Genomic DNA, 26327 nt, shown 5'->3' with positions numbered 1-26327 from the left:
CAAGTGCCTGATGTTTTATCCTATGTTCCCATTGTTGCTTGCTCACGAGTGTTGATTATCCAAAATTAGACATACGCCTTCCATAAATTTGGGCATACTCAAACAAAGCAGCGGCCATCCCGGATTTCCAATCGAGAGGAAGCTGCCCAGAGAAAAAACGGCGAACGAACGAAATGAAGGAAAGAGAGACGTTCGTCTGTTTTTTGGTTTGATCATACAGCCATCGCAGCAACACATACGCGATGAACGCCGCAAACAGTTGGTTGTATACCGCATTTTCCGTCGTGCCAAACAAGGTCGGGACATTCAGATATTGCTTCACCCAACGGAAAAAGACCTCAACAGTCCAACGTTGTTGGTACATGTCGGCAATGGTTTCCGCAGACGCATGGAAGAGGTTCGTCACGACCCGAATGTCGCGGCCATTCGCATCTCGAAAGATCACCACCCGGTGACGCTTGGTGGAGCGGCATTGTTTCGTCCCCAACTGGCACGTGAAGTCGGCTTGAACCGATGAGGATGTGCTGGAAAGGCGTTTCAAGCTTTTTTTCTGATGAAGTTCGATGTTGTCCTTCATCCGAATGACAAAGAGCTGATGCTGCTCCACAAATCGATCGAGGCGTTCGATTTTGAAATACGCCCGGTCTTCCACCAGCACTTGTTGAGCGTTCGTCAACTGTTCTCCCACCGGGCCATCATGACGCAGTCCGATGGTTTCCACCACGTCTGCCGGCAACGAGGATTCCGGCGAATACGCGACGTGCAGCTTCACTCCGGCGCGTTCGCCGTGATACGGCGCCCATGGCAGGCGGTTTTTCCCGACCGTGACGGTCGTCGAATCCACCACCCGAAGCGGTTTGGGAAACCGAAGCGAACGGCGGGTTTGGCGGTTGCACTTGGAAATGATCAACGCCAACAAGCGTTTCATGATGTCATAGGGAACTTCTTTCGCTTTCTTGGATACAGTTGAATAATGGAATCGCGGCAATCCATACAGAGGCCCCACATCGGCTCCGTGGCGAAAGCTTTTCCATTGATGCATGGCGGCCAGCAGGAAGAAGTGAATCAACTCGCGCAACGTAAAGGTTCGAGACGAATCACGATACCCAACCGCTTCGGCAATCAGTTGAATCTCTTCATCCGAAACAAGTTTTTGCATCAAATTCGGGAGTGTGGTATGCTTGTTCATAGAGAGCACCTCCTGGGTTTGTTTGTGTCGCTACTCACATTCTACAGGAAAGGTGCTCTTTTTTCTATACCCTTTGGATTTTATTGGATAATCAACACGCCTGTTGCTTGCTATATTTTTTATACATAAAAGCTCTTGATCCACTAATATGATTGCTATGGAAGGCTGATGAAAATCGCTGTTTCTTGGCGTCATTGATGCTGGAGAACTTCAAATAGTAGAAAGGACTTTGATAGGCTCTTGGCGAGTGGGATAAAAACGCTGAAGAGGAGTTCCCTAATTTGAGCACTCCTCCTCGTCTTTCAGGCATGACTAAAATTTTATTTGTACCAACGTATTCTCTGTCAGCGCAGCGAAATCCGCTACATCTGTTCACTTCTCTTTCCGTTACGCTTGTCTGCTGTCTTTAAAAGAACACCAAACGGTCTTGGCACTCATTCGTGAGGGCATGTCACCGTTTTTCACCTTGTTTTTCTTCTGTGAGTGATGAAACGGATGGCACGGTGCGATACCAAATCCACAAATCGTTGATAATCGAGGCGAGTTCGGCGATGTCAGCATTGAGCTGGCACGAGCGCGCAAAATCGGCTTCGTGGCTAAGCGCATCTTGTTTTTCATTGATTTGCCGCTCCAGCGTCGCGATGCGGTCAGGGATGGAGCCACGGATGGCTTCCCACTCGAGCAAAATCGCTTCCTGTTCTTCGGCGCTGTAGTCTTCCCAACGTTTGTCCAACTGCGGCACGCGGATGCCGAGCCGTTTGTCATCGATAAATTGGCGGTTCATCTTATCCCCTCCCTGTTTCTATTATACGAAAACATACGACAGCTCGGAGTCGAATTTTTATGCTTTTATTTGAATAAGTATTGAAAAATCATTGGAAAGCTGATAAAGTGATAGTGTATTAGATTGAATATTTATTTATGTTTAAGTATATTTATGTGAAAAGAAAGGGGAACAACCATGGCAAATCCAAAATTAGTGCTGGCGTATTCCGGCGGTTTAGATACATCGGTGGCGATTAAGTGGTTGCAGGAGCGCGGGTATGATGTGATCGCGTGCTGCTTGGACCTTGGAGAAGGGAAAGACCTCGATTTTGTGAAAGAAAAAGCGCTCAAAGTCGGAGCGATCAAGTCATACGTCATCGACGTCAAAGACGAGTTTGCGAACGAGTACGCGCTCATCGCCTTGCAAGCAAACGCGCTGTATGAAGGAAAATATCCGCTCGTCTCGGCGCTGTCCCGCCCGCTCATTGCGAAAAAATTGGTGGAAATCGCCGAGCTTGAAGGCGCGGTGGCAGTGGCTCACGGCTGCACGGGGAAAGGGAACGACCAAGTGCGCTTTGAAGTGTCAATCAAAGCATTGAATCCGGATTTGGACGTGATCGCGCCCGTTCGTGAATGGAGCTGGTCGCGTGAGGAAGAAATCGAATACGCGAAAAAACACGGCATTCCGATCCCGGTTGACCTTGATAGCCCGTTTTCGATCGACCAAAACTTATGGGGACGCAGCAACGAATGCGGCATTTTGGAAGATCCGTGGGCTGCACCACCGGAAGAGGCGTACGAGCTGACAGCTTCGCTTGAGAATGCGCCGGACGTGCCGGATGTTATCGAGATCGGCTTTGAGCAAGGCGTACCGGTGACGCTAAACGGGAAAGCGTACCCGCTTGCACAGATGATTTTGGAGCTGAACGCCATCGCCGGCAAGCATGGTGTCGGCCGCATCGACCATGTCGAGAATCGCCTTGTTGGCATTAAGTCGCGTGAAGTGTACGAATGCCCAGGCGCCATGACATTGATCAAAGCGCATAAAGAGTTGGAAGACTTGACGCTTGTGCGGGAAGTTGCCCATTTCAAGCCGCTCATCGAGCAAAAAATCGCCGAAGTCATTTACAACGGCCTCTGGTTCTCGCCGCTCAAAGATGCGTTGGTCGCGTTTTTGAAAGAGACGCAGAAAAACGTGACCGGCGTTGTGCGTGTGAAGCTGTTTAAAGGCCATGCGATCGTCGAAGGGCGCAAATCGCCATTCTCGCTCTATGATGAAAAATTGGCAACGTATACTTCAGAAGACGAATTTGATCATCAAGCAGCCGTTGGCTTCATTTCGCTGTACGGCTTGCCGACGAAAGTCAACAGCATTGTGAATAAGCAAAACAAATCATCGGTGTCGACGGGTCAATAAAACATCGGGAAAAGGAAGGAGGAAGTCGCATTCCTCTGCGGCGTGATGTGTGAAAAAGCTTTGGGGTGGACGATTTACAAAAACAGCGGAAGAATGGGTCGATGAGTTTGGCGCATCGATCCCGTTCGACCAAGAGCTCGTTGAAGAAGATATTGAAGGCAGCCTCGCTCATGTGACGATGCTCGGCGAGTGCGGCATTTTGCCGGCCGAGGACGTCGAAAAAATAAAAGACGGGCTTCTGCGCTTGCTCGAAAAAGCGAAGCGGGGAGAGCTGGAGTTTTCGGTCGCGTATGAAGACATTCACTTAAACATCGAAAAAATGTTGATCGATGACATCGGCTCAGTCGGCGGCAAGTTGCATACCGGACGGAGCCGGAACGACCAAGTGGCGACCGATATGCATCTATACTTGCGCAAGCGCGTCAAAGAGATTCTCAGCTTGATCCGCGGGCTGCAGCGGGCGCTTGTGTCTCAAGCCGAGAAGCATGTCGAAACGATCATGCCGGGGTATACGCATTTGCAGCGGGCGCAGCCGATTTCGTTCGCCCATCATCTGCTTGCGTATGTGTGGATGTTAGAACGTGACTATGAGCGCTTTTCCGAGTCGCTGAAACGGATCAACCGCTCGCCGCTTGGCGCCGGGGCGCTCGCCGGCACGACGTTCCCGATCAACCGGCATCGGACGGCGGAGCTCCTTGGTTTTGAAGGCATTTACGAAAACAGCTTAGATGCTGTAAGCGATCGCGATTTTATCATCGAATTTCTAAGCAACAGCTCGATGCTCATGATGCACTTATCGCGGCTGGCGGAGGAGCTCATCCTTTGGTCAAGCCAAGAGTTTCAGTTCGTTGAGCTTGATGACGCGTTTGCGACCGGCAGCAGCATCATGCCGCAAAAGAAAAACCCGGACATGGCCGAGCTTATCCGCGGCAAAACCGGGCGGGTCTACGGGCACCTAATGGCCTTGTTGACGGTGATGAAAGGGCTGCCGCTTGCCTACAACAAAGATATGCAAGAAGATAAAGAAGGCATGTTCGATACGGTGAAGACGGTCATCGGTTCGTTGAAAATTTTCACCGGCATGATCAAGACGATGAATGTGCGCGTGGATGCGATGGAGAAGGCGACAAAACAAGACTTTTCGAACGCTACGGAGCTCGCCGATTATCTGGCGGCCAAAGGCATGCCGTTCCGCGAAGCGCATGAGGTCGTCGGCAAGCTCGTCTTGCATTGCATCGAACAAGGCGTTTTTTTGGCCGATTTGCCGCTTGAGGTGTATAAGGAAGCGTCGCCGCTGTTTGAAGAAGACATTTATGACGCGTTGAATCCGCGTACGGCGGTCAATCGCCGCAACAGCGCCGGCGGAACCGGTTTTGCGGAAGTGCGCGCGACGCTCGCCAAAGTGAAAGAGAGACTAGGCACCCTGTAACATGACGGGGTGCTCTTTTTTTTGGACAGGGACGGAACATGTGTGGTTCTTTTCTATGTGCATGAGCTTTGTTCGTACCGGATGAGAATACTATTCTTTTGGTGTCCGAACGACCAACACATCGCATTTTGCATAGCGGACGATGTTTTCCGATACGCTGCCGATTAAGAACCGCTCGACCGCGTTCAGACCCGTCGCCCCGCAAATGATTAAGTCGGCTTTGTATTTGAGAGCGACGTCCTTGGCGATTTTCACTTTCGGCGAGCCAAACTCAATGTCGGTCTCCACGTCGTTGAGTCCTGCGGCGATGACCGCATTTTTATAACGTTCGAGCAGGTCGTTGGCGTACTGCTCCGACCGTTCGGCAAGAGAATAATCATGCGCCTCGACAGTCGTAAAGCCGCGCAAATCGATAATATGGGATAAAATGAGCTTCGCTTTGTTTCGTTTCGCAATTTCGATCGCTTTTTTCAACGCCCATTCTGCTTCTTTCGAGCCGTCAACAGCAACGACAATCGTTTTGTATGTTGTCGTCACGTTCTCCACTCCCCTTGGATATAAATGTTACTTCTATATGTAGTATACCCTCCTCGTTCTAGCGGGAAACTAGACCATATATTTCGATTTTGTGAACAAGGAGGAAAAATGATGGAAAAGCGGTACAACGGCTGGTCATACGATGAGGAGGAAGTACGGACGATTACGCAGCAAATTACTGAGTCGTATGAGAGCGGTATGATTGATGATGACGATGCATCGTATTATGACCCGCGCCGGGAAGTCGGCGAATAACCATAGCGACAACGCGCTATGGTTATTTTTTTATCATCGTGCCCCGGGAAGACCTCACTTCGACCGCATGAGGATAAGTGGGAGATGAATCCGTCATCACCCACTGTGGAGCGCACGAGGCTGGCGTGGTTGACAGCCTGCCGTGGGACGGGTGTTCCCGACACTCTCCTCTCTAAGCGTAAACGTCGGTGGCAGAGCGTTCCAATTCTCTCCTGTTTGTAGTAAAGTAAAAATGAGACAGGCGAATAGCGGCAAGGAGGGAGAACAGTGCGGCACGCCTTAATCACGGCTGGAGCGAAAGGGCTGGGTCGAAAAGTGACGGAGCTGCTGCTGGACAAAGGTTATTCAGTGACGGTTAACTACCGGAGCGATGAGCGGGCAGTGCACTTGCTTCAAGAACGGTATAAGGACGCGAGCGATCGTCTCCAATTTGTGCGCGGCGATGTGACCAACAAAGACGATTTGGCGGCGTTGGTTGACGCGGCCATGGAACGGTTCGGCCGCATTGATTTCCTCATTAACAACGCGGGACCATACATTTTTGAACGGAAAAAGCTGGCCGATTATACGGAAGATGAATGGTACGAGATGGTGGAAGGCAACTTGAGCTCGGTGTTCCATTTGGTAAGGCGGACGATTCCGATTATGCGGAAACAACGGTTCGGTCGCATCATTACGTATGGGTTCCAAGGAGCGGCCGATGCCCCGGGATGGGTGCATCGTTCGGCCTTTAGCGCTGCGAAGGTCGGGCTTGTGTCATTGACGAAAACGATCGCTCTCGAAGAGGCGGAATACGGCATCACCGCCAACATGGTCTGTCCAGGCAACATCGTTGGCGACATGAAAGAAGCGGACATTCAAGATGCCCGCACCAAGCGTGATGAGGAAACGCCCATCGGACGGCCTGGGACGGGAGAGGATATCGCTCGTGTCATCGCCTTTTTGTGCGAAGACGATTCGGACTTCATCACCGGCGCTGTCATTGATGTCACCGGCGGAGCGAACGTCATCTATCGCCACTTTTTCCGGTGATCGCAATGCCGTCTTCTTTTGCTGTTTGCTTTCCGGTTGAACAGGGAACAATAAAAGAGGAAGTGGCAAGGAAAAAGGAGGAAAATGAACGGTGAAAATTGGCGTTCCAAAAGAAATCAAAAATAATGAAAACCGTGTCGCCATTACACCGGCTGGCGTCATGACGCTTGTGAAAGCCGGGCATGACGTCTATGTTGAAACGAATGCCGGCGCCGGATCGGGCTTTTCAGATGCCGAATATGAACAAGCCGGAGCGGTGATCGTACCGAACGCCGAAGACGCGTGGGCGGCGGAGATGGTGTTGAAAGTGAAAGAACCGCTGCCTGAGGAATTCCGTTATTTTCGGCCTGGGTTGATTTTGTTTACGTATTTGCATTTGGCAGCGGCCGAAGAGCTAACAAAAGCGCTCGTTGAACAAAAAGTTGTCGGCATCGCCTATGAGACGGTGCAGTTGGAGAATGGCTCCCTGCCGCTATTAACCCCGATGAGTGAAGTCGCAGGTCGCATGTCGGTGCAAGTCGGTGCCCAGTTTTTGGAGAAACCGCACGGCGGCAAAGGGATTTTGCTTGGCGGTGTACCCGGAGTGCGACGCGGCAAAGTGACAATCATCGGTGGCGGAACGGCTGGGACGAACGCAGCAAAAATCGCCGTCGGCCTCGGGGCGGACGTGACGATTTTGGACATCAACGCCGATCGGCTGCGTGAGTTGGATGATTTGTTTGGCGACCATGTGACGACGTTAATGTCCAACCCATACCATATCGCGGAATGTGTGCGCGAATCAGATTTGGTCGTCGGCGCGGTCTTGATCCCGGGGGCGAAAGCGCCAAAGCTCGTTACCGAAGAGATGGTTCGCTCGATGGCCCCGGGCTCGGTACTTGTCGATATTGCGATCGACCAAGGGGGCATTTTTGAAACAACCGACCGAGTGACGACGCATGACAACCCGACATACGTCAAGCACGGCATCGTCCATTACGCCGTCGCCAACATGCCGGGCGCTGTCCCGCGCACCTCGACGTTTGCGCTTACGAACGTCACGATCCCATACGCCTTGCAGATCGCCAACAAAGGCTACCGCGCTGCGAGTCTTGACAATCCGGCATTGTTAAAAGGAATCAACACGCTAGACGGGCACATCGTGTACGAAGCGGTAGCGGCGGCTCACAATATGCCGTATATGGATGTTCATCAGGTATTAGGGTAATGAAATGGTGGCGGGGCGCCCAGTGATTCCCGAAGGAGAAGGTGCAAGAAACAAAGCCAATAAACCGCAAAGCTGCCCAACTCGGCCTTGCAGCAGGCCGGCGGGCAGCTTTCGCTGTTTAGACAAGAGAATCAGTTTCTAAACTCCGCACGTTAAACGATGATCAGTTCTTTTGAAAACGATGTCAGCACCTGACCCCCGCTGTCGGTGACAGCGATGTCATCCTCAATGCGCACGCCGCCGATTGCGGGGACGTAAATGCCTGGTTCGATTGTAAACACCATCCCTGGGACAAGAAGCTCTTCGTTTGCGCCATGGAGGGATGGGTGTTCGTGGACCTCAATCCCTAAGCCGTGGCCGACGCGATGGGTGAAGTACGGACCATAGCCGGCCTGTTCGATGACGCTGCGGGCGGCGCGATCGATGGCGCCCAAAGCTGTTTGCGGGCGGCAAGCATCAATCGCCGCTTGTTGGGCGCGCAGGACGGTGTCGTAAATGAGTCGTTGTTCGTCGCTTGCCGTTTGACAGACGACAGTGCGGGTGATGTCCGAACAATAGCCGTCAACGATGACTCCCAAATCGAATAAGACGAAATCGCCCGAAGCGACCGCTGCCGATCCCGGCACGCCGTGCGGATCGGCCGTGCGCGCGCCTGTCAGCACGGTTGTCGGAAACGACATTCCTTCCACGCCGAGCTTTTTCAGTTCATATTCGATCACAGCGACGAGCTCGAGCTCTGTTACGCCGGGGCGGATGGCCGATACGCCGATTTCAATCGCTCGGTCGGCGAGTTCGGCTGCCTGGCGCAACCGTTTCATTTCTTGCTCGTCTTTGATAAGGCGAAGCTGACGCAGTGTTTCTTCAGCGTCGAGCCATTGGACGTTGGGAAACAGCGCCGAAAGCCGCTCGAAACGCGCGAATGACAAATGGCTTTTCTCGACGGCGATGGTGTTTGCTTTAATCGCTCGTCCTTGCAGATGGCGGTGAATTTCTTCCCACGGGTCGGTGCTGTCATCATAGCCGATCACCGCATACCCCCAACCAGCCCGGCGGGCGCGGGCGGTTTCCATTTGCGGGCAGACGAGCACGGGCTCGCCGTCAGGAAAAACGAGAAGCGCGAGCAGCCGCTCGTGCGGGTCGCACCAAAATCCGCTTAAATAAAAGACGTTGGCGCTTGACGTGATGAAGGCAAATGAATCATCATGATGTTGAAGCCATAATGATAACGATTTCAGCCGTTGATTCATCGTTCCATTCCTTCCTTTTTTCGCTATCGTTCATTTTGAGCGTACCAAGAAACGGGCAAATTGTAAATGGATAAGCGGGAAAAGAAGGAAATGAACGCGCGGCGGCGAACCATGTTTAAGTGGAAAGGAGAGATGTGACTATGAAAATCAGCTACCATGGCCATTCAGTTGTTCGCATTGAAACAAACGGAAAAACGATTTTGATCGACCCGTTCATCACCGGCAACACAACGACCGACTTGAACGCAGCCGATGTGAAAGCGGACGTCATTTTGTTGACGCACGGGCACGGCGACCATGTGGGTGATACGGTCGAGATTGCGAAGCGGAACAATGCGCTCGTCGTAGCGACGTTCGAGCTGGCGACGTATTTAAGCTGGCAAGGGGTCGAGACGTTCGGTATGAACATCGGTGGGGCGCGCGAATTTGACTTTGGCACGGTGAAGTTCACACAGGCATTTCACAGCTCCGGCTTTGTGACAGAAGACAAACAAATCATTTATTTAGGCATGCCGACTGGCATTTTGTTCACCGCCGAAGGCAAAACGATCTACCATGCCGGTGACACCGGACTGTTTTCTGACATGAAACTGATCGGCGAGCGTCATTCGATCGATGTGGCGTTTTTGCCGATCGGCGACAGCTTCACGATGGGACCGGAAGATGCGGCGGTGGCTGCCGAATGGCTTGGGGCGAAGCTGGTCGTGCCGATCCATTACAACACGTTCCCGCCGATCGCACAAGATCCACAACAGTTCGTGTCGCTTCTCCCGCCGGGCGTCGGACGCGCCTTGCAGCCGGGCGAAAGCATCGAGCTGTAACCGCCTGTTCCTTGCAGTACAAACCGCTTTTAGCCGCTGTTCATTGAGGGGAAAGGAATTGACCTTTCCTCTCTTTTTGTCAACAGGACGACATGCCCCTTTGGTCAAACGGGTGGATGCGCGGTGATGCGGTTGGAGTGATTGGTGATTGCCGGTTGTGTTTTTTGATGAGCCACATCCTTCGCATAGCCCCTTCCCGTTGAATCGCTGCCGTTGTGCCCGTTATAATGAAAGTAACAATATGCAAAGGGTGAAGGACCGTTGGCGACAAAACATGAGCAAATTTTGCAATACATCCATCAGTTGCCGATTGGCGAGAAAATTTCTGTCCGCCAGATCGCCAAAGAAATGGGCGTGAGCGAAGGCACAGCGTATCGAGCGATTAAGGATGCGGAAAACAAAGGATATGTGAGCACGATTGAGCGCGTCGGCACGATTCGGATCGAGAAAAAGCGAAAGGAAAACATTGAAAAGTTGACGTATGCGGAAGTTGTTAACATCGTCGACGGACAAGTGCTCGGCGGGAGAGAAGGATTGTATAAGACGCTCAACCGCTTTGTCATCGGTGCGATGCAGCTGGAAGCGATGATGCGCTATACCGGGGCGGGCGATTTGTTGATTGTCGGCAACCGGACAAAAGCGCATGAGCTGGCGCTTCAAGCTGGGGCGGCAGTGCTCATCACCGGAGGGTTTGATACGGCCGATCACGTCAAAAAACTTGCCGACGAGCGGCAGCTGCCGATCATCTCGACGAGCTACGATACGTTTACCGTGGCGACGATGATCAACCGTGCCATTTACGACCAGTTGATTAAAAAAGAAATTGTGCTCGTCGAGGATATTATTATCCCGCTGGAAAAAACCGCGTACTTGCGCGTCAACGACCCTATTGAGCGGTGGTATGTATTAAACAAGGAAACGCGCCATAGCCGCTTCCCGGTTGTCGATGACGATTGGAAAGTACAAGGGATTGTGACGGCGAAAGACGTACTTGATATGGATCGCCAGCTGCCGATCGAAAAAGTGATGACGAAGCAGCCGATTACGGTGAATGGAAAAACGTCGGTCGCTTTTGCTTCCCACATTATGGTGTGGGAAGGGATCGAACTTCTTCCGGTTGTGGATGATCACCACCGGCTGCAAGGGATTATTAGCCGACAGGATGTGTTGAAAGCGCTGCAGATGGCACAGCGTCAGCCGCAAGTCGGCGAGACGATCGAAGACCTTATCACCGCCCAGTTTCGTGAGTCAGGCGACAAAGAGACGTTGTTTCGCTGCGCGATCACCCCGCAAATGACAAGCTATTTAGGGACGCTCTCGTATGGTGTGTTTACGACGATCGTCACCGAAGCGGCGGCACGGATGCTGAGGGCGTACAAACGCGGGGATTTAGTGATGGAAAACATAACCATTTACTTCATCAAGCCAGTGCAAATCGACAGCACGGTCGATGTGAAGGCGAAGTTGCTTGAACTCGGGCGCAAATTCGGGAAAGTAGATGTCGAGGTGTATAACGAAGGGGCGATCGTCGGCAAGGCGATGATGATGTGCCAGCTGATCGACCGATAGACGGTGAAGGCAAACGAAGGGGATGAGGCGATGCCAACGATTCGACCATCCCTTTTTACTTCTGAGAAAGGACGCAAAGCAAGGCGAGGATATCGGTTTGTATGTTGCCAGAGGATGAAGGAGAGGAGCTGTTGCTCCTAGAGTGAGGCATCTCAACGATTTAGCGCCACCGATGGAAGACGGGGGAGAGGAGTAAAAAATTGGAAAATCATTTCGCCTTAAAAGAGCATTTACAGCAATTAGAGGAACGATTGTTAGACCCGAACATTCGCACAACACCAGCAGAGTTGGAAAAGCTGCTTGCAGATGATTTTTTTGAATTCGGAAGTTCGGGGAATGTCTGGTATAAAAAAGATTTCGTTGGCGAGGGTGGACTTAGTGCAACAGAAATGACTCTTTATGATTTTCATATACACCCTTTAACAGAACATGTGGTGCTAACAACATATCGTGTCAAAGATGAAACAAGAAGGCAACATACGTTGCGCAGTTCCATTTGGAAGCAGGTAGATGGGAGATGGCAAATGTTTTTCCATCAAGGAACGATCATACAATCGTGGTAGCCGTCCGATGAAACGAACACGTGCTTTAGATTGATGAAAACATCGCACTCTATGGAACCAATCGCAGCAAAAGCACAGTGAGAGGGGCAAACGGAAAAACTCGCTCATTTTGCACAACCATCGACCTTTTTGAGAAAAAGGAGCGCACGCCTAGACCATGCTGTCTGCGGTGCACTCCTTGATTTTTATCCCCGTTTCGCCGCTTCTTCCGCCTCTTGCGCCGCCTGCGGCAAATAATGACGGTAAGCGCGGTAGCCGGCCCAAGCGCTGCCCAAGCCTAAGGCGATAAAAATGGCGGAGATGATGTACGTTAATGTTGTTGAATACAAAAACAGTTGGTTGATGCCGAACAATGCGACAAACAATCCAAGTGCCATGCTCGATTTTGCTGAGTAAAACTGGCGCTCCATCGGGCGCTGCGCACGGACATAGCGGATTTTATAATAGACGTAAAACGAAAAGGAAAATATAATGAAAATAACCAGTGCTGGCATAGATGATCCCTCCGTTGTCCATTTCTTTTCCCATTGTACATAGAAACGGAAAAAAAGGCCAGCGGTTGAAAATGACAGGTAATCCAAAAGGGGAAGAACGATGAGAGAACAATGCCGACAAATTTTAGATGCGATTCGCCAATTTGACACGATCATCATTCACCGCCATGTGCGTCCAGATCCGGATGCGTACGGGTCGCAAGGTGGATTGGCGGCGCTGCTTCAAGCGTCATTTCCGGAAAAACGGGTGTATGCAGTCGGGACAGATGATCCGTCATTGTCATTTTTGCGGAAAATGGATGTCATTGACGACGATGTGTATGAACAGGCGCTTGTGATCGTCTGCGATACGGCCAATGAGGAGCGGATTTGTGACGGCCGCTACCGGCTTGGACGGAAACTCATCAAAATCGACCACCACCCGAACGACACGCCGTACGGTGATATGATGTGGGTCGATACCACAGCCAGCTCGACAAGCGAAATGATTTACGAGTTCTATTTGGCGGGGAAAGATCACGGGCTGACGATGACGGTGGAGGCGGCACGCTTAATCTACGCCGGTATTGTCGGGGATACGGGCCGCTTTTTGTTTCCGCGCACGAGTGAAAAAACGTTCCGTTACGCCGGGGAGCTCATTTCGTACGGCTTTTCGCTCTCAGAGTTGTATGACGGGCTGTATCGAACAAGCTTGCCGCTCGCGCGTTTGAGCGGTTACGTGCTGTCGAATTTCACGATCGACGAAGGAGTGGCGGCGGTGAAAATGCCGCGGGCGCTTCTTGAGGAGTACGGCGTTGCTCCGCTTGAAGCGTCGCAGCTTGTCGGATTGCTCGGCAATATCGATGGCATTGTTGCCTGGGTGTTTTTCATTGAGGAAGAGAAGGAGATTCGCGTCCGCTTCCGGTCAAAAGGACCGATCATTAATGTTGTCGCCAAACAGTACGGCGGCGGAGGCCATCCGCTTGCGGCCGGTGCTTCCATCGCTTCATGGGAAGAAGCTGACCGTATTGTTGAAGATGTGAAAGCCGTCTGTCGGGCCGAGCGGTAAAGGAAGGAGTTGTTCTTCCGGAAAAAGCCCATATGCGCCGATATGGTCATGAGAAAAGGTGTCCCGACCTTTGGGGACACCCTCTTTTGCCGCCGGCGGACAATGGCGCGCCACCAGGAGATTGATTACGGGAGCGGCGTTAATTTGACTTCGACCGCTAAGATGGTGAAAATCGTGAGTGTATGAATTTGAAGACGGTATGGTTTTTCGTGGATCGTATACGTTTTGTTTTCGATGGCCCGTTTGATCAAATCACGGCTGTTGTACACTGTTTCAATGTCCTTTGTAATTAAATGGGACAAGTCTTCTTTGACGCTGTCTTCGATGCGAAACGTCGTGTACGAGTCAAGCTTGTACTGCTTAGCGTTGGCGAGATGGACGGAAACGTCTTGTACGGTCAGCTTTTTTTTCATTTCTTTGTTGTAATGGATATAGTCCTCTTGCCAAATGCGAATTTCATTTTGTAAATCAGCAATCTGCTCATTGAGCTCGTTGACATGCCGCGCTTGTTTTTCCTGCAGGACGCCGAAAATATATAAAAAGACAAACCAACTAATCAGCGCTCCGATCGCTGCGCCGGCGAAAAAGCGCTGCCATGATGGGGATTGGTAATGCGGAGAAATTCTCATGGCGAAATGTGCTCCTGCGTCAGCCACGTAATGATCGCTACCCCTGTTTGCGCGCCGCCCATGGCAGACAAAATCAACAAAAATTGCCGTACGATGTCTTTCGTTTCCCCAAGAAACAGCCCCCGCTCGACGACATAAAACGTATCAAACGTCCCGCCGATGGCGGCCACCACCGCCCAAATGCGCAAATCGCCGGCGAACCGATACATGGCTGTCAGCGGCTGGCCGCCGCTCAAAAAAGCGCCGAGCGCGCCGATGATGGCGCCGCCGAGCAGCACGCCGACCGCGATGAAATAGCTTTGAATAAACGCTGGCAAAAAGGCCACTTTTTCGTTCATCTGTTTCCCCGCCCTTTCTTTTCTTTTACTATGTATATCAACAAGTTGGACGGAGTATGTAGCTGAAAGAGAAGTTTTCGCCCGTAAAGTGTACGGATGAAGGAGGGATGGCAATGACGTTCGTCCACTTGCACGTGTTAAGCGGATATAGCTTGTTTCAAAGTACGGCCACGGTCGAGGCGCTTGTGGCAAAAGCAAAACAGCTAGGCTACCGGGCTTTAGCGCTCACCGACCATCAGGTGTTGTATGGTGCCATTCCGTTTTATCGGGAGTGTCAGCGCCACGGGCTCCGACCGATCATCGGCATGATGGCTGATGTTGTCCTTGACGGGGACAGCGGGGCGTTTCCGCTCGTCTTGCTCGCGGCCAATGAGGAAGGATACCGCCATTTAATTGAGATAAGCACAGCGGTTCAAATGGGGGAAGAAAAGCATGTTCATGAGGCCGCCCTCCGCCGCTTGAGCGGTGGAATCATTGCCATCACTCCGGGGCTGAACGGGCGGGTTGAATCGTTTCTCGCAGCCGGAGAAGTTGCGCAGGCCAAAGAAACGTTGCTTCGCTATCGACAGCTGTTTGCCGGCCGTTTATATATAGCCATCCAGCGCGGCGAGCGGACGCGCGCTCCGTATGAAAGTGCGCTGTTGAGGCTGGCTGAAGAGACCGGTGTCCCGGTGGTTGCGACGAACGAGGTTCGCTACGTTGAGCGCGAAGATGCGCTCGCATGGCGCTGCTTGCAGGCGATTGGTGACGGTGTGCCGCTTGCGCATATTCCGGAAGAGGATGAGCGGTATTTAGCCGCGCTGGATGAGATGGCTCGCCGGTTTGCCGACTTGCCAGAGGCGCTTGAAAACAGTATGAATATCGCCAATCAGTGTGAGCTCCATATCGAGTTCGGCCGCTGGCGGCTGCCGAAGTTTCCGGTGCCGGACGGAGAGACGGCGGATAGCTATTTGCGCCGCTTGTGCGAACAAGGGCTCGCCCGCCGCGTGCCATCGGCGGATGCGCGCTACCGGGAGCGGCTTGAGCATGAGCTGCACATCATTCAAACGATGCGGTTTAGCGACTATTTTTTGATCGTCGCTGATGTGCTCGCCTACGCTCGTCAACGCGGCATTTTGACCGGCCCGGGCCGCGGTTCGGCGGCCGGATCGCTCGTCGCCTACGCTTTGTCGATTACCGATGTCGATCCGATCGAATACGGGCTCTTGTTTGAACGGTTTTTAAACCCGGAACGGGTGTCGGTGCCGGATATCGACTTAGATTTCCCTGATGATCGCCGTGAAGAAGTGATTCGCTATGTCGTGGAAACATACGGGCGTGATCACGTCGCGCAAATTATTACGTTCGGCACGTTCGGCGCCAAAGCGGCGCTCCGCGAGACGGCGAAGGTGCTTGGCGTCTCTGGGCGCGAAGCGGAACGAGTTATGGCGCTGTTGCCGAACAAACAAGGCGTGACCATCAGCCAATGGCATCGTGAATCCGCTGCTTTCCGCCGTGCGCTCCGTGCCCTCCCTGACGGAGAGCGATGGCTTACGATCGCGAAAAAGTTGGAAGGATTGCCACGCCATACGTCCATCCATGCTGCAGGCGTCATTATCAGTCCAGATCCGCTTATGCGTCATGTGCCGCTGCAGCCGAGCCATGGCGAGTGGCCGCTCACGCAATACGCCATGGGGGCATTGGAAGCACTCGGTTTATTGAAGATTGACTTTCTCGGCTTGCGCACGTTGACTCTGCTCGGGCAAATGGTGCGCCTGATCGAAAGGCAGACGGGAAAGCCGTTTGATGTGCGCACGTTGCCGCTTGATGATGAAAAAACGTACGCCCTGCTTAGTGCCGGGGATACAAGCGGCGTTTTTCAGCTTGAATCAAGTGGGATGAAGCGCGTACTTGCCGAATTGCGGCCGTCGACATTGGAAGAGATCGTCGCCGTCAATGCGCTGTACCGGCCGGGGCCGATGAACATGATCCCTACTTATATCCGGCGCAAGCGCGGCGAAGAGGCGATTTCGTATCTCCATCCGGACCTTGAGCCAATTTTAGCGCCGACATACGGTGTTCTCATTTATCAAGAACAAATTATGCAAATCGCTGCCCGGATTGCTGGATTTTCGCTTGGCAAAGCGGATGTGCTCCGGCGGGCGGTGGCGAAAAAGGAAAAAGCGCTGCTCGCTGAACACCGGGAGGCGTTTGTGGCCGGCTGCGTAGCGAACGGCTATCCAGCGCCGATGGCCGAAGAGTTGTACCGGCAAATCGTTCGCTTTGCCGATTACGGTTTCAACCGGAGCCATGCCGTCAGTTATACGCTGCTGTCGTATGCGTTGGCGTATATAAAAGCCCATTATCCGCTTTGCTTTTATGCGGTCATGCTCTCGAACGCTTCCGGTGACCGGGAAAAAATGGTGCTTTATAGCTACGAGGCGGCGCGAAAAGGCATCGCACTTTTGCCGCCGTCGGTCAATCGAAGCGGCTACCGGTTCGCCGTTGAAGGGGAGGCGATCCGTGCGGGATTGGCAACGGTGAAGCATGTCGGCTCGGCGGCGAAGCTCATCATTGATGAGCGGAAGGAGAACGGGCCGTTTGCGGACTTTTTTGATTTTGCCGTTCGTCTGTTGCCAAAAGGGTTGGCGCGTTCGGCGCTCGAGGCGCTCATTTCCGCCGGTGCGTTTGACGAGTTGGGTGAGGAGCGGGGTTCACTTTTGGCTAGTATTGAGATCGCCATCGAACACGTGCAACTGATGCGGCCATATTTAGAAGCCGGAGGGCTGTCGCTCAAGCCGAAATATGCGGATGCGCCGCCGTTGTCACCGGACGAGCGGCGGCAGCGGGAAAAAGAACTGCTTGGCTTCGCTGTCACTCCGCATCCAGCCGCCGTCTGCCGCCCTTTATTTCAAGCGGTCCGGGCGGTGCCTGCGGCTGAGGTGCACGGTTCGCCGGTCGTTGTTGGCGGCTGCATCGCCGAGTTACGGAAAACGAGAACGAAATTTGGAGAAGAAATGGCATTTATAACGGTGAGCGATGAAAGTGGAGAATTGGAGGCGGTCGCTTTCCCATCCGTCTATGCCCGTGCGGCTGGTGAGCTTGAAGAAGGGAATTTTGTGCTGCTCGCCGGAACGGTGGACATGCGCGCCGGACGGCGCCAGCTCGTCCTCCGCCGGGCGGAACGCCTGCCGGTGTCGGCGCTGTACATTCATGCGAGCCTTGCAGACAGATCTCGGCTTTCCGCGCTGAAGCTGTTGCTTGAGCAGCATCGCGGCAGCACTCCGGTTTATTTGTACGATGAGACGAAGCGGTCGCTCCTCCGCCTGCCGGAGCGGTATGGCGTCGCTTTGACTGCGCCGCTGATCGATGAACTGATCGCCTTGTTTGGCGCTCGTCGCCTAGCTGTTAAATAAATCGCCCTTTACTATTTCGCTATTTTATTATATCGTATAACCATTAGGTGGTCAGACCAGTATGGAATTGAGAAGTGAGGAAAAGCCGCCGATTCTCGTCACCCATCGTTCCCAAGGTCGGTAAAGATTCAGTTTTCGACTTGAGAAATCTTTTTGCTAGTAAATCGCCGGGAGGGATCTTCGTTGAACGACGAGAAAGTGTATGCTGAGACGTTGAAACATATTCACCGTCTCATTGTTCAGGATGGCCTCGCCCCCGGCGATAAGCTGCCGTCGGAGCGGGAGTTGGCCGAACGGCTTGGAGTCGGTCGTTCGTCAGTGCGCGAGGCGCTGCGGGCGCTCGAATTTCTCGGCCTGATTGAAACGCGGCGCGGCGAAGGAACCTATATGTGTGAGATCGGCAGCCATCAGCTAGTCGATTTACTGGCGATGTTTTTGCTTGAAAATGAACGGGCAAAAGCCGATTTGGCGGAAACGAAATGGCTTGTCGAACGGCTGTTGCTTGAACTCTTCTGTCAGCGTCAAGGTGAGGAAGCCATAGGAAGGCTTGAAAAAACCGTTCGTCAAAAACCGATCGATTTCGAGCGGTTTTTTCAGACGATCGCCGAAGCAGCTGGAAATTACTTGCTTGTCCGCATTTGGCGGGCGTTGTCCGCGTTTGCGGCCGCCTTTGCACCGAAGCCGTCGCTTGCGGATTCATTTTATGACCAGCTGCTAGCAGCATTGAAAAAGCGTGATTCGGCGGAAGCCATCGCCGTATGGGAGGCGCACCGGCCCTGGCCATTGTCGAAAAAGAGCTGACACCGTTTGACAAACAATCGTACGTATTTTCGATAAAGTAGTAGAGAGGCGAAAACGCAAAGGAGGGGCTCCCTCGTGTGGAAAGATTTATTTGTGAAAAAGAAAAAATATGCGGCAATCCCTTCCGAGCCGTTGAGGCCTGAAGTGCCGGAAGGCGTAATGACGAAATGCCCGCAATGCAAAAAGATCATGTATACAAAAGAATTAGTGAAAAACTTGCGCGTTTGCTTAAGCTGTGGCTACCATCATCCCATGCCGGCGCGCGAACGGATTGAAAGCGTACTTGATGAAGGCAGCTTTCGCGAGTATGACGCCGGCATGACATCGGTCAACCCGCTCGGGTTCCCGGGTTATATAGAAAAACTGGAAGCAGATCGGCGCAAATCCGGATTGAACGAGGCGGTCGTCACCGGCGAGGGAACGCTTGAAGGCCATCCGCTTGCCATCGCGGTGATGGACTCATCGTTCCGCATGGGCAGCATGGGATCGGTTGTCGGTGAAAAAATCGCCCGCGCCGTCGAACAGGCGCACGAACAGCGGATGCCGTTTCTCATTTTTACCGCTTCCGGCGGCGCCCGCATGCAAGAAGGAGTGCTAAGCCTGATGCAAATGGCGAAAACGAGCGCGGCGCTCAAACGATTCAGCAACGACGGGGGCTTGTTTATTTCCGTCATGACCCACCCAACGACGGGCGGCGTATCGGCAAGCTTCGCCTCGCTTGGCGATTACAACTTCGCCGAACCTGGCGCGCTCATCGGTTTTGCCGGCCGCCGCGTCATCGAACAGACGGTGCGCGAAGAGCTGCCGGAAGACTTCCAGACAGCGGAGTTTTTGTTAAAGCACGGGCAGTTGGATGCCGTCATTCATCGGCATGAGCTGAAGGAGAAGCTCGCCGTCGTGTTGGCGATTCACGCAGGAGGAGGGGAATCAGGATGGTGGCGGAATTAGAATTTGAAAAGCCGCTCGTCGAGTTGCGCCGCAAAATTCAAGAGCTGAAAGAGTTTATGAAAACGGCAGACGTCGATTTGTCGTCGGAAATTGAAAAGCTGGAGGCGCGCCTCACCAAGCTTGAGAACGAAGTGTACGCGAATTTGACGCCGTGGGATCGCGTGCAAATCGCCCGCCATCCGCAACGGCCAACGACGCTTGATTATATTGAGCGGCTGTTTACGAACTTTTTCGAATGCCATGGCGACCGCTGTTTTGGTGATGATGGGGCGATCGTCGGCGGCATTGCGGATTATGATGGGCTTCCGGTGACGGTGATTGGTCACCAGCGCGGTAAAGATACGAAAGAAAACTTGCGCCGCAATTTCGGCATGCCGCATCCGGAAGGCTACCGGAAGGCGCTTCGGCTCATGAAACAAGCGGAAAAATTTTCCCGGCCGATCATTTGCTTTATTGATACAAAAGGTGCCTATCCAGGTAAAGCGGCTGAAGAGCGCGGCCAAAGCGAAGCGATCGCTCGCAACTTGTTTGAAATGGCAGGATTGACGGTACCGGTCGTCTGCATCGTCATCGGTGAGGGCGGAAGCGGCGGAGCGCTGGCGCTTGGTGTCGGTAACCACATTCATATGCTTGAAAACTCAACGTACTCGGTCATTTCACCGGAAGGAGCGGCCGCTATCTTATGGAAAGATGCGTCATTAGCCCAACGGGCAGCGGAAACGATGAAAATTACCGCTCATGACTTAAAGACGCTCGGCGTCATTGACGAAATCATTCCAGAAGTGAAAGGCGGCGCCCATCGCAATGCCGACGAGCAGGCGAAAGAAATTGACCGCGTGCTGCGCGCTTCGCTGAAGCAGCTGTTGGCGCTCGACGGTGAGGCGCTCGTTGAACAGCGCTATGAAAAATTTAAACAAATGGGCCAAGTATCGTTTTTACAAGAAACGATTCGGGCAAGATAAGGAAAAAGCTGTCTCCATCTGTGGGACAGCTTTATTCTGTCTAGAAAAATTCATTAATGTAAGCCGTTTCAGTGAGGGCTTCGATATTGTGTTCCTTAGATGTTCATGGTACATTAGGAATGTTCAAGAGCGACAGACGTATGAGGTCGGACGTGTTGAATTCCATGTAAATGAGGTGGAAAATCATGAAACGGATTGGTGTATTGACAAGCGGCGGCGACTCGCCGGGGATGAACGCCGCCATTCGTGCCGTCGTCCGCAAGGCGATTTATCACGGCGTGGAAGTGTATGGCGTCTACTACGGCTATGCGGGGCTGATTGCCGGCAACATTAAAAAGTTGGAAGTCGGCGATGTCGGTGATATTATCCATCGCGGCGGCACCATGTTATATACGGCTCGCTGTCCGGAGTTTAAAACAGAAGAAGGGCAGAAAAAAGGGATTGAACAGTTGAAAAAGCACGGCATTGAAGGGCTTGTCGTCATCGGTGGCGACGGTTCGTACCAAGGGGCAAAAAAGCTGACTGAACATGGTTTTCCGTGCGTTGGGGTACCAGGAACGATTGATAACGACATTCCAGGTACGGATTTTACGATCGGTTTTGATACGGCGCTGAATACAGTCATTGATGCCATTGACAAAATTCGTGATACGGCAACCTCACATGAACGGACGTACGTCATCGAAGTCATGGGTCGTCATGCCGGCGACATCGCCTTATGGTCCGGTCTTGCTGGCGGGGCGGAAACGATTTTAATTCCAGAAGCGGACTACGATATGAACGACGTCATCGCCCGGTTGAAACGCGGCCATGAGCGTGGCAAGAAACATAGCATTATCATCGTTGCTGAAGGGGTTGGCAGCGGTGTTGACTTCGGCCGGCAAATTCAAGAGGCGACCGGATTTGAAACGCGCGTCACTGTTTTAGGCCATGTGCAGCGCGGCGGGTCGCCGACAGCGTTTGACCGTGTGCTAGCTAGCCGTCTTGGCGCCCGTGCGGTAGAGTTGCTGTTGGAAGGAAAAGGAGGACGCTGCGTCGGCATTCAACAAAACCAGCTTGTCGACCATGACATTGCCGAAGCGTTAGCGCAGAAACATACCGTCGATCAGCGGATGTACTTACTGTCGAAAGAATTGTCCATCTAATTCCCGAGGGGAAAGGAAGAGGAAACGATGAAGCGGAAAACGAAAATCGTCTGTACCATTGGGCCGGCAAGTGAAAGTGTGGACAAGCTTGAACAACTGATTGAAGCGGGAATGAACGTAGCACGCCTGAATTTTTCGCATGGCGATTACGAGGAACATGGACGGCGCATTGCCAACATTCGTGAGGCAGCGCAGCGAACGGGCAAAACGGTCGCCATTTTGCTTGATACGAAAGGCCCGGAAATCCGGACGCACAATATGGAAAACGGCGCGATCGAACTGAGAGAAGGAGCGAAGCTGGTCATTTCGATGAGCGAAGTGCTCGGCACGCCAGAAAAGATCTCGGTCACTTATCCGGGATTGATCGATGACGTATCTGTCGGTTCGAAAATTTTGCTCGACGATGGGTTGATCGCCCTTGAGGTCAATGCAGTTGACAAGCAAGCCGGAGAAATTATCACGACCGTTTTAAACGGCGGCGTGTTGAAAAACAAAAAAGGGGTCAACGTCCCGGGGGTGCGCGTCAACTTGCCGGGGATTACCGAGAAAGACCGGGCCGATATTTTGTTTGGCATTCGTCAAGGAATCGACTTTATCGCTGCCTCGTTCGTTCGCCGAGCGTCCGATGTGCTCGAAATTCGCGAGCTGCTTGAAGCGAACGATGCCCTCCATATCCAAATTATCGCCAAAATTGAGAATGAAGAAGGCGTCGACAACATCGACGAAATTTTAGAAGCAGCCGACGGCCTCATGGTGGCCCGCGGTGATTTAGGCGTCGAAATTCCGGCTGAGGAAGTGCCGCTCATCCAAAAGCTGTTGATCAAAAAGTGCAATATGCTCGGCAAGCCGGTCATTACAGCGACGCAAATGCTTGATTCGATGCAGCGCAACCCGCGGCCGACGCGGGCGGAAGCAAGCGACGTCGCCAACGCTATTTTTGACGGCACGGATGCTGTCATGCTTTCTGGGGAAACGGCGGCTGGCCAATATCCAGTCGAAGCGGTCAGAACGATGCACCAAATTGCACTCCGCACCGAACAGGCGCTTGAGCACCACGATATTTTGTCCCAGCGCACAAAAGAAAGCGCGACGACGATTACCGATGCCATCGGGCAGTCAGTCGCTCATACAGCCTTAAATTTAGATGTAGCAGCGATCGTTACGCCGACGGTGAGCGGGAAAACGCCGCAAATGGTGGCGAAATACCGCCCGAAAGCGCCGATTATTGCTGTCACCTCAAACGAAGCGGTATCGCGCCGGTTGGCGCTCGTATGGGGCGTCTATACGAAAGAAGCGCGACATGTGAACACGACGGATGAAATGCTCGATGTCGCCGTCGATGCCGCGGTGCGTTCCGGTTTGGTGAAGCACGGTGATTTAGTCGTCATCACCGCCGGGGTTCCGGTCGGTGAGACCGGTTCGACGAACTTAATGAAAGTGCACGTCATCAGCGACTTGATCGCGAAAGGACAAGGCATCGGTCGCAAGTCGGCGTTTGGCAAGGCCGTTGTGGCGAAAACAGCGGAAGAAGCGTGTCAAAAAATGGTGGAGGGTGGCATTTTAGTCACCATCAACACCGATGCCGATATGATGCCGGCAATTGAAAAGGCGTCGGCGATCATTACCGAGGAAGGCGGATTGACAAGCCATGCCGCGGTTGTTGGCCTAAGCCTTGGCATTCCTGTCGTTGTCGGGGTGAACAATGCAACAAGCTTGTTTAAAGACGGGCAAGAAATTACGGTCGACGGAGGGTTTGGTGCTGTCTACCGCGGCCACGCAAGCGTCTTGTAATATCGTTTTATGATCGAAAAAACAGCCTTGGCCATAAAGCCAAGGCTGCAGACTGTTGACAAAATGGGTTTCAGACGAATGTCTGAAACCCATTTTGTTCCATAAATAGACTATGTTTTCAAAAAAAGTGGGTAGGATGGGAAGCCATGCAAAGGAAAAGAAAGGGCGGTGCTTCGCCTTCCATAGGTAATTCGCCAGTTTTTTTAAATTCATGGCAGCACAAACAAGCATCGCCTGCGCCTCATTTTTTTCCAATCCCCGGTAATGCGTCCAGCGCAGACCATGCTTCTCTTTCATATCGGCGAAATCCCGTTCAATCGTCTCTTTTCGGAGGGCATAGAGTTCCCGGTATTCCGGAACATACCGCAAATGCTCTGCTTCTTCATAGTAGTCCTGCCATACGTGGCGAGTGACTACTTTGGTGTAGCTCTTGCTTTGCGTGCACTGATGAAGATACGGACAGCTTCGGCACACCGCCGGGTCCGATTTGTATTCCCGGTACCCTTCCCGATTCGTAGTAGAGTAAGATAGAACTTGATCATTGGGGCATAGATAACAATCAAAATATTCGTCATACACAAAATCTGATTTCCGAAAGAATCCATCTTTTGTTTTCGGGCGAGTGTACGGCCAAATCGGCTTTACCCCTTGTTCGAGTAAATACTTGGCAATGGCAGGAGTTTTATATCCTGCGTCTACACACACGGCTTCCGGACATGATTGGATTTCCCGTTTCACTCGTTCGAACAGCACAAAAAACGCTTGACTGTCATGGACGTTGGCTGCCGTCACGTAGGTCTGTAGAATCCATCCGTTGCGATCACAAGCTGTATGATACGAATAGGCAAACACTCGCTCCCGTTCATTTTTCACCAACAGTCCGCTCTCCGGATCCGTTTTGCTTACTTTTACTTCCCGTTTTTTTTTTTCTCAGATGGCAACGGCGATTTTCCATGAGCGATCCGATCCCGTTCGATTTCTTTTTCGAGTTCCTGTTGGTAGGCTTTGGCTTCGACTTCTGCCATTTCCGTTGTAAACTTCTTTTTATTGGCGCTTGCTTTGACATGAGTGGAGTCTACGTACAAGACACTCGAATCTACCAATCCGTGTTCAAAGGCTTCTTTTAAAATCCGTGAAAAAATTTGATGGAATACATCCGTTCCAGCGAAACGACGCGCATAGTTTTTACTTGGCGTCGAGTGATGAGGAACGGGATCATGAAGACTAAGTCCTAAAAACCAACGGTAGGCGACGTTGGTTCGGATTTGTTCGACGGTTTCACGCATGGAGCGAATCCCAAATACATACTGAATCAAATACATTTTAAACAACATCACTGGATCAATGCTCGGACGTCCATGATCAGGAGAGTAGAGATCTTTCACCACATCATAGATAAAAGAAAAATCAATGGCCGCATCCAGCTTTCTTACCAAGTGATCCTCTGGAACCAGATCATCCAGTTTCACCGTGGTTTCGGTATAGCGCCCATCTTCTTGGTGTGGCCGAAGCATCGTTCCTTTCCTCCATTTCTCCCTCGTCTTACCTTCATAATAAAACAGCTTGTCGACTTTGTCGACAAGCTGCAGCCTTGGCCATAAAGCCAAGGCTGTTTTTATGAGGAGGGTTTACCGATGATAAAACGCCAAATGTCGTGAAAGACGTTGGCACTATGGAGCGTGCGGATAATGACGAGAATGACCGGGCCAGCGATCAAGCCGAGAAAGCCGAGCAGCTTGAAACCAACAAACAAGGCAATGAGCGTCGCGAGCGGGTCGAGACCGATCGATGAGGAAAGAACTTTTGGCTCCATAATTTGCCGCTGGACGAGCACGACGATATACAAAACGCCAAGCCCGATCGCAAACGGGATGTCGCCGCTGACCGCCGCGTAAATAATCCAAGGCACGAACACAATCCCCGTCCCTAAGTAAGGCAAAATATCGACGAATCCGATGATTAAGGCGATTGTAATAGCGTAATCGACGCGCAAAATGAGCAAGCCGATCAACACGATGACGGTCGTAATCGAAATGAGCGTCGCCTGTGCTTTAATAAAGCCAAACAGCGCCCGCTTCAAGTCAAGAAACACCGTTTTTCCGCTTGTGCGGGCTTTCGCGGGCAGCCATTGCTGTATCATCCGCATGAGACGGTGCCAGTCTTTGCTGATGAAAAAGGTGGCGAGCAGCGAAAAAATAAAAACTGTCGCCGCGTTCGGCAGCCAGGCGAGGAGCTGCGGAATGTTTTGCAACACGCGCTGGATGAATTCGCCGACTGTCGTCGCAATTTGCGTTCCGACCGCCTGGATGTTTTGCATGATTGTATCCTGCTGATTATCATTTAAACTTTTAAACAGGACGGCTAAGTCTTGATAGAGTGGGATGAGCTGATTGGCCGCAAACGACTCCATGTACGCGATGAGCGCCTGGAATTTTTCCGGCACGACGTCGGCCAAGTATTGCGTTCCCGAAACGATTTCGGCAATTAACAGAATCACGATTCCCGCAACAGCGGCAAACAGGACGATCAGCGTCACGCTGACGGCGAGCCAGCGCGGCATTTTCGTCTTTCGTTCCAAAAAATTGACGAGCGGATTGATGAGAAGAGCGATAAAAAAGGCAATAATAAACGGGTACGTCACCGTCGAGACATAATAGGCGGCCATGAGGCCCAACACAACGACGGCGATGACAATGAGAAAGCGCAAAAAACGGTCGATATAGACTCGGGACAATGTTTCACCCC

Annotated in this window: 23 protein-coding genes and 1 pseudogene; 15 read left to right on the top strand and 9 right to left on the bottom strand. The window is 52.3% G+C overall.

Going from position 1 to position 26327, the window contains the following annotated elements:
- Window positions 1–55 precede the first annotated feature (55 nt).
- Both NSQ22_RS14360 and NSQ22_RS14355 read right to left on the bottom strand, forming a co-directional pair.
- Window positions 56–1189, bottom strand: coding sequence for an IS4-like element IS5377 family transposase (locus NSQ22_RS14360; RefSeq protein ID WP_015374614.1), 1134 nt, complete (start codon window positions 1187–1189; stop codon window positions 56–58).
- A 451-nt stretch (window positions 1190–1640) separates the two neighbouring features.
- On the bottom strand, window positions 1641–1973 hold the full coding sequence (locus tag NSQ22_RS14355; RefSeq protein ID WP_008880881.1) for a hypothetical protein: 333 nt from the start codon (window positions 1971–1973) through the stop codon (window positions 1641–1643).
- Window positions 1974–2150: 177 nt separating this feature from the next.
- Here NSQ22_RS14355 and NSQ22_RS14350 point away from each other — a divergent pair, with 177 nt between their 5' ends.
- A complete protein-coding gene (locus NSQ22_RS14350; RefSeq protein ID WP_008880880.1) occupies window positions 2151–3371 on the top strand; it encodes an argininosuccinate synthase in 1221 nt (406 codons plus the stop codon).
- 49 nt (window positions 3372–3420) lie between these two features.
- Window positions 3421–4800 carry an argininosuccinate lyase gene (argH, locus tag NSQ22_RS14345; protein ID WP_008880879.1) on the top strand — a complete coding sequence of 460 codons (1380 nt, stop codon included), beginning with the start codon at window positions 3421–3423 and terminating at the stop codon, window positions 4798–4800.
- 90 nt (window positions 4801–4890) lie between these two features.
- Here argH and NSQ22_RS14340 read toward each other — a convergent pair whose 3' ends face one another.
- Window positions 4891–5337: a universal stress protein gene (locus NSQ22_RS14340; RefSeq protein ID WP_108438055.1), complete on the bottom strand. Its 447-nt coding sequence runs from the start codon at window positions 5335–5337 to the stop codon at window positions 4891–4893.
- A gap of 111 nt (window positions 5338–5448) precedes the next feature.
- On the opposite strand from NSQ22_RS14340, the gene NSQ22_RS14335 reads away from it, so the two are divergent.
- From NSQ22_RS14335 to ald, 3 genes are all read left to right on the top strand, one after another.
- On the top strand, window positions 5449–5592 hold the full coding sequence (locus NSQ22_RS14335; RefSeq protein WP_008880876.1) for a hypothetical protein: 144 nt from the start codon (window positions 5449–5451) through the stop codon (window positions 5590–5592).
- A 267-nt stretch (window positions 5593–5859) separates the two neighbouring features.
- Window positions 5860–6624 (top strand): SDR family oxidoreductase, encoded by a 765-nt coding sequence (locus tag NSQ22_RS14330; RefSeq protein ID WP_008880875.1) that lies wholly within the window; start codon window positions 5860–5862, stop codon window positions 6622–6624.
- Between the two features lie 91 nt (window positions 6625–6715).
- A complete protein-coding gene (gene ald, locus NSQ22_RS14325; protein ID WP_008880874.1) occupies window positions 6716–7831 on the top strand; it encodes an alanine dehydrogenase in 1116 nt (371 codons plus the stop codon).
- Window positions 7832–7983: 152 nt separating this feature from the next.
- On the opposite strand, the gene NSQ22_RS14320 is transcribed toward ald, so the two are convergent.
- Window positions 7984–9078, bottom strand: a complete 1095-nt coding sequence (locus NSQ22_RS14320) for a Xaa-Pro peptidase family protein (protein WP_060476103.1) — start codon at window positions 9076–9078, stop codon at window positions 7984–7986.
- Window positions 9079–9218: 140 nt separating this feature from the next.
- On the opposite strand from NSQ22_RS14320, the gene NSQ22_RS14315 reads away from it, so the two are divergent.
- From NSQ22_RS14315 to NSQ22_RS14305, 3 genes are all read left to right on the top strand, one after another.
- A complete protein-coding gene (locus NSQ22_RS14315) occupies window positions 9219–9899 on the top strand; it encodes a metal-dependent hydrolase (RefSeq protein ID WP_008880872.1) in 681 nt (226 codons plus the stop codon).
- 261 nt (window positions 9900–10160) lie between these two features.
- Window positions 10161–11468, top strand: coding sequence for a CBS domain-containing protein (locus tag NSQ22_RS14310; RefSeq protein WP_029760610.1), 1308 nt, complete (start codon window positions 10161–10163; stop codon window positions 11466–11468).
- A gap of 200 nt (window positions 11469–11668) precedes the next feature.
- Complete coding sequence (locus NSQ22_RS14305) at window positions 11669–12031, top strand: DUF4440 domain-containing protein (protein WP_008880870.1); 363 nt, start codon at window positions 11669–11671, stop codon at window positions 12029–12031.
- 185 nt (window positions 12032–12216) lie between these two features.
- Here the strand turns inward: NSQ22_RS14305 and NSQ22_RS14300 are convergent, their stop codons facing one another.
- Entirely contained in the window at window positions 12217–12525 is a 309-nt protein-coding gene (locus tag NSQ22_RS14300; protein ID WP_008880869.1) for a YtpI family protein, read from the bottom strand.
- A 100-nt stretch (window positions 12526–12625) separates the two neighbouring features.
- Here NSQ22_RS14300 and NSQ22_RS14295 point away from each other — a divergent pair, with 100 nt between their 5' ends.
- Entirely contained in the window at window positions 12626–13573 is a 948-nt protein-coding gene (locus NSQ22_RS14295; RefSeq protein WP_008880868.1) for a bifunctional oligoribonuclease/PAP phosphatase NrnA, read from the top strand.
- A 125-nt stretch (window positions 13574–13698) separates the two neighbouring features.
- Here NSQ22_RS14295 and ytrI read toward each other — a convergent pair whose 3' ends face one another.
- Window positions 13699–14202: a sporulation membrane protein YtrI gene (gene ytrI, locus NSQ22_RS14290; protein WP_008880867.1), complete on the bottom strand. Its 504-nt coding sequence runs from the start codon at window positions 14200–14202 to the stop codon at window positions 13699–13701.
- Window positions 14199–14540, bottom strand: coding sequence for a YtrH family sporulation protein (locus tag NSQ22_RS14285; RefSeq protein ID WP_008880866.1), 342 nt, complete (start codon window positions 14538–14540; stop codon window positions 14199–14201). The genes ytrI and NSQ22_RS14285 overlap by 4 nt, the downstream gene beginning before the upstream one ends.
- A 113-nt stretch (window positions 14541–14653) precedes the next feature.
- Here NSQ22_RS14285 and dnaE point away from each other — a divergent pair, with 113 nt between their 5' ends.
- The 6 genes from dnaE (at window position 14654) to pyk (ending at window position 23582) form a co-directional block, all read left to right on the top strand.
- Window positions 14654–17935 carry a DNA polymerase III subunit alpha gene (gene dnaE / locus NSQ22_RS14280; RefSeq protein ID WP_087960183.1) on the top strand — a complete coding sequence of 1094 codons (3282 nt, stop codon included), beginning with the start codon at window positions 14654–14656 and terminating at the stop codon, window positions 17933–17935.
- Between the two features lie 183 nt (window positions 17936–18118).
- Window positions 18119–18736, top strand: a complete 618-nt coding sequence (locus NSQ22_RS14275; protein ID WP_008880864.1) for a GntR family transcriptional regulator — start codon at window positions 18119–18121, stop codon at window positions 18734–18736.
- A 75-nt stretch (window positions 18737–18811) separates the two neighbouring features.
- Window positions 18812–19684, top strand: a complete 873-nt coding sequence (gene accD, locus NSQ22_RS14270) for an acetyl-CoA carboxylase, carboxyltransferase subunit beta (RefSeq protein ID WP_087960182.1) — start codon at window positions 18812–18814, stop codon at window positions 19682–19684.
- Window positions 19669–20646, top strand: a complete 978-nt coding sequence (accA, locus tag NSQ22_RS14265; RefSeq protein ID WP_087960181.1) for an acetyl-CoA carboxylase carboxyl transferase subunit alpha — start codon at window positions 19669–19671, stop codon at window positions 20644–20646. Before accD ends, accA begins: the two co-directional genes overlap by 16 nt.
- 185 nt (window positions 20647–20831) lie before the next feature.
- Window positions 20832–21791 carry a 6-phosphofructokinase gene (pfkA, locus tag NSQ22_RS14260; RefSeq protein ID WP_008880861.1) on the top strand — a complete coding sequence of 320 codons (960 nt, stop codon included), beginning with the start codon at window positions 20832–20834 and terminating at the stop codon, window positions 21789–21791.
- Between the two features lie 27 nt (window positions 21792–21818).
- A complete protein-coding gene (gene pyk, locus NSQ22_RS14255) occupies window positions 21819–23582 on the top strand; it encodes a pyruvate kinase (protein WP_060476099.1) in 1764 nt (587 codons plus the stop codon).
- A gap of 177 nt (window positions 23583–23759) precedes the next feature.
- Here pyk and NSQ22_RS14250 read toward each other — a convergent pair.
- Window positions 23760–25096: pseudogene (locus tag NSQ22_RS14250) on the bottom strand (IS1182 family transposase); the annotation flags it as partial.
- Between the two features lie 101 nt (window positions 25097–25197).
- A complete protein-coding gene (ytvI, locus tag NSQ22_RS14245; protein ID WP_041264639.1) occupies window positions 25198–26316 on the bottom strand; it encodes a sporulation integral membrane protein YtvI in 1119 nt (372 codons plus the stop codon).
- Between the last annotated feature and the right edge of the window lie 11 nt (window positions 26317–26327).

It is taken from the genome of Geobacillus sp. FSL K6-3411 (genome assembly GCF_037965715.1).
Taxonomy (GTDB): domain Bacteria; phylum Bacillota; class Bacilli; order Bacillales; family Anoxybacillaceae; genus Geobacillus; species Geobacillus thermodenitrificans.
The sequence above is the reverse complement of the archived record's forward strand: the minus strand, read 5'-3'. Positions and strand labels throughout refer to the sequence as shown.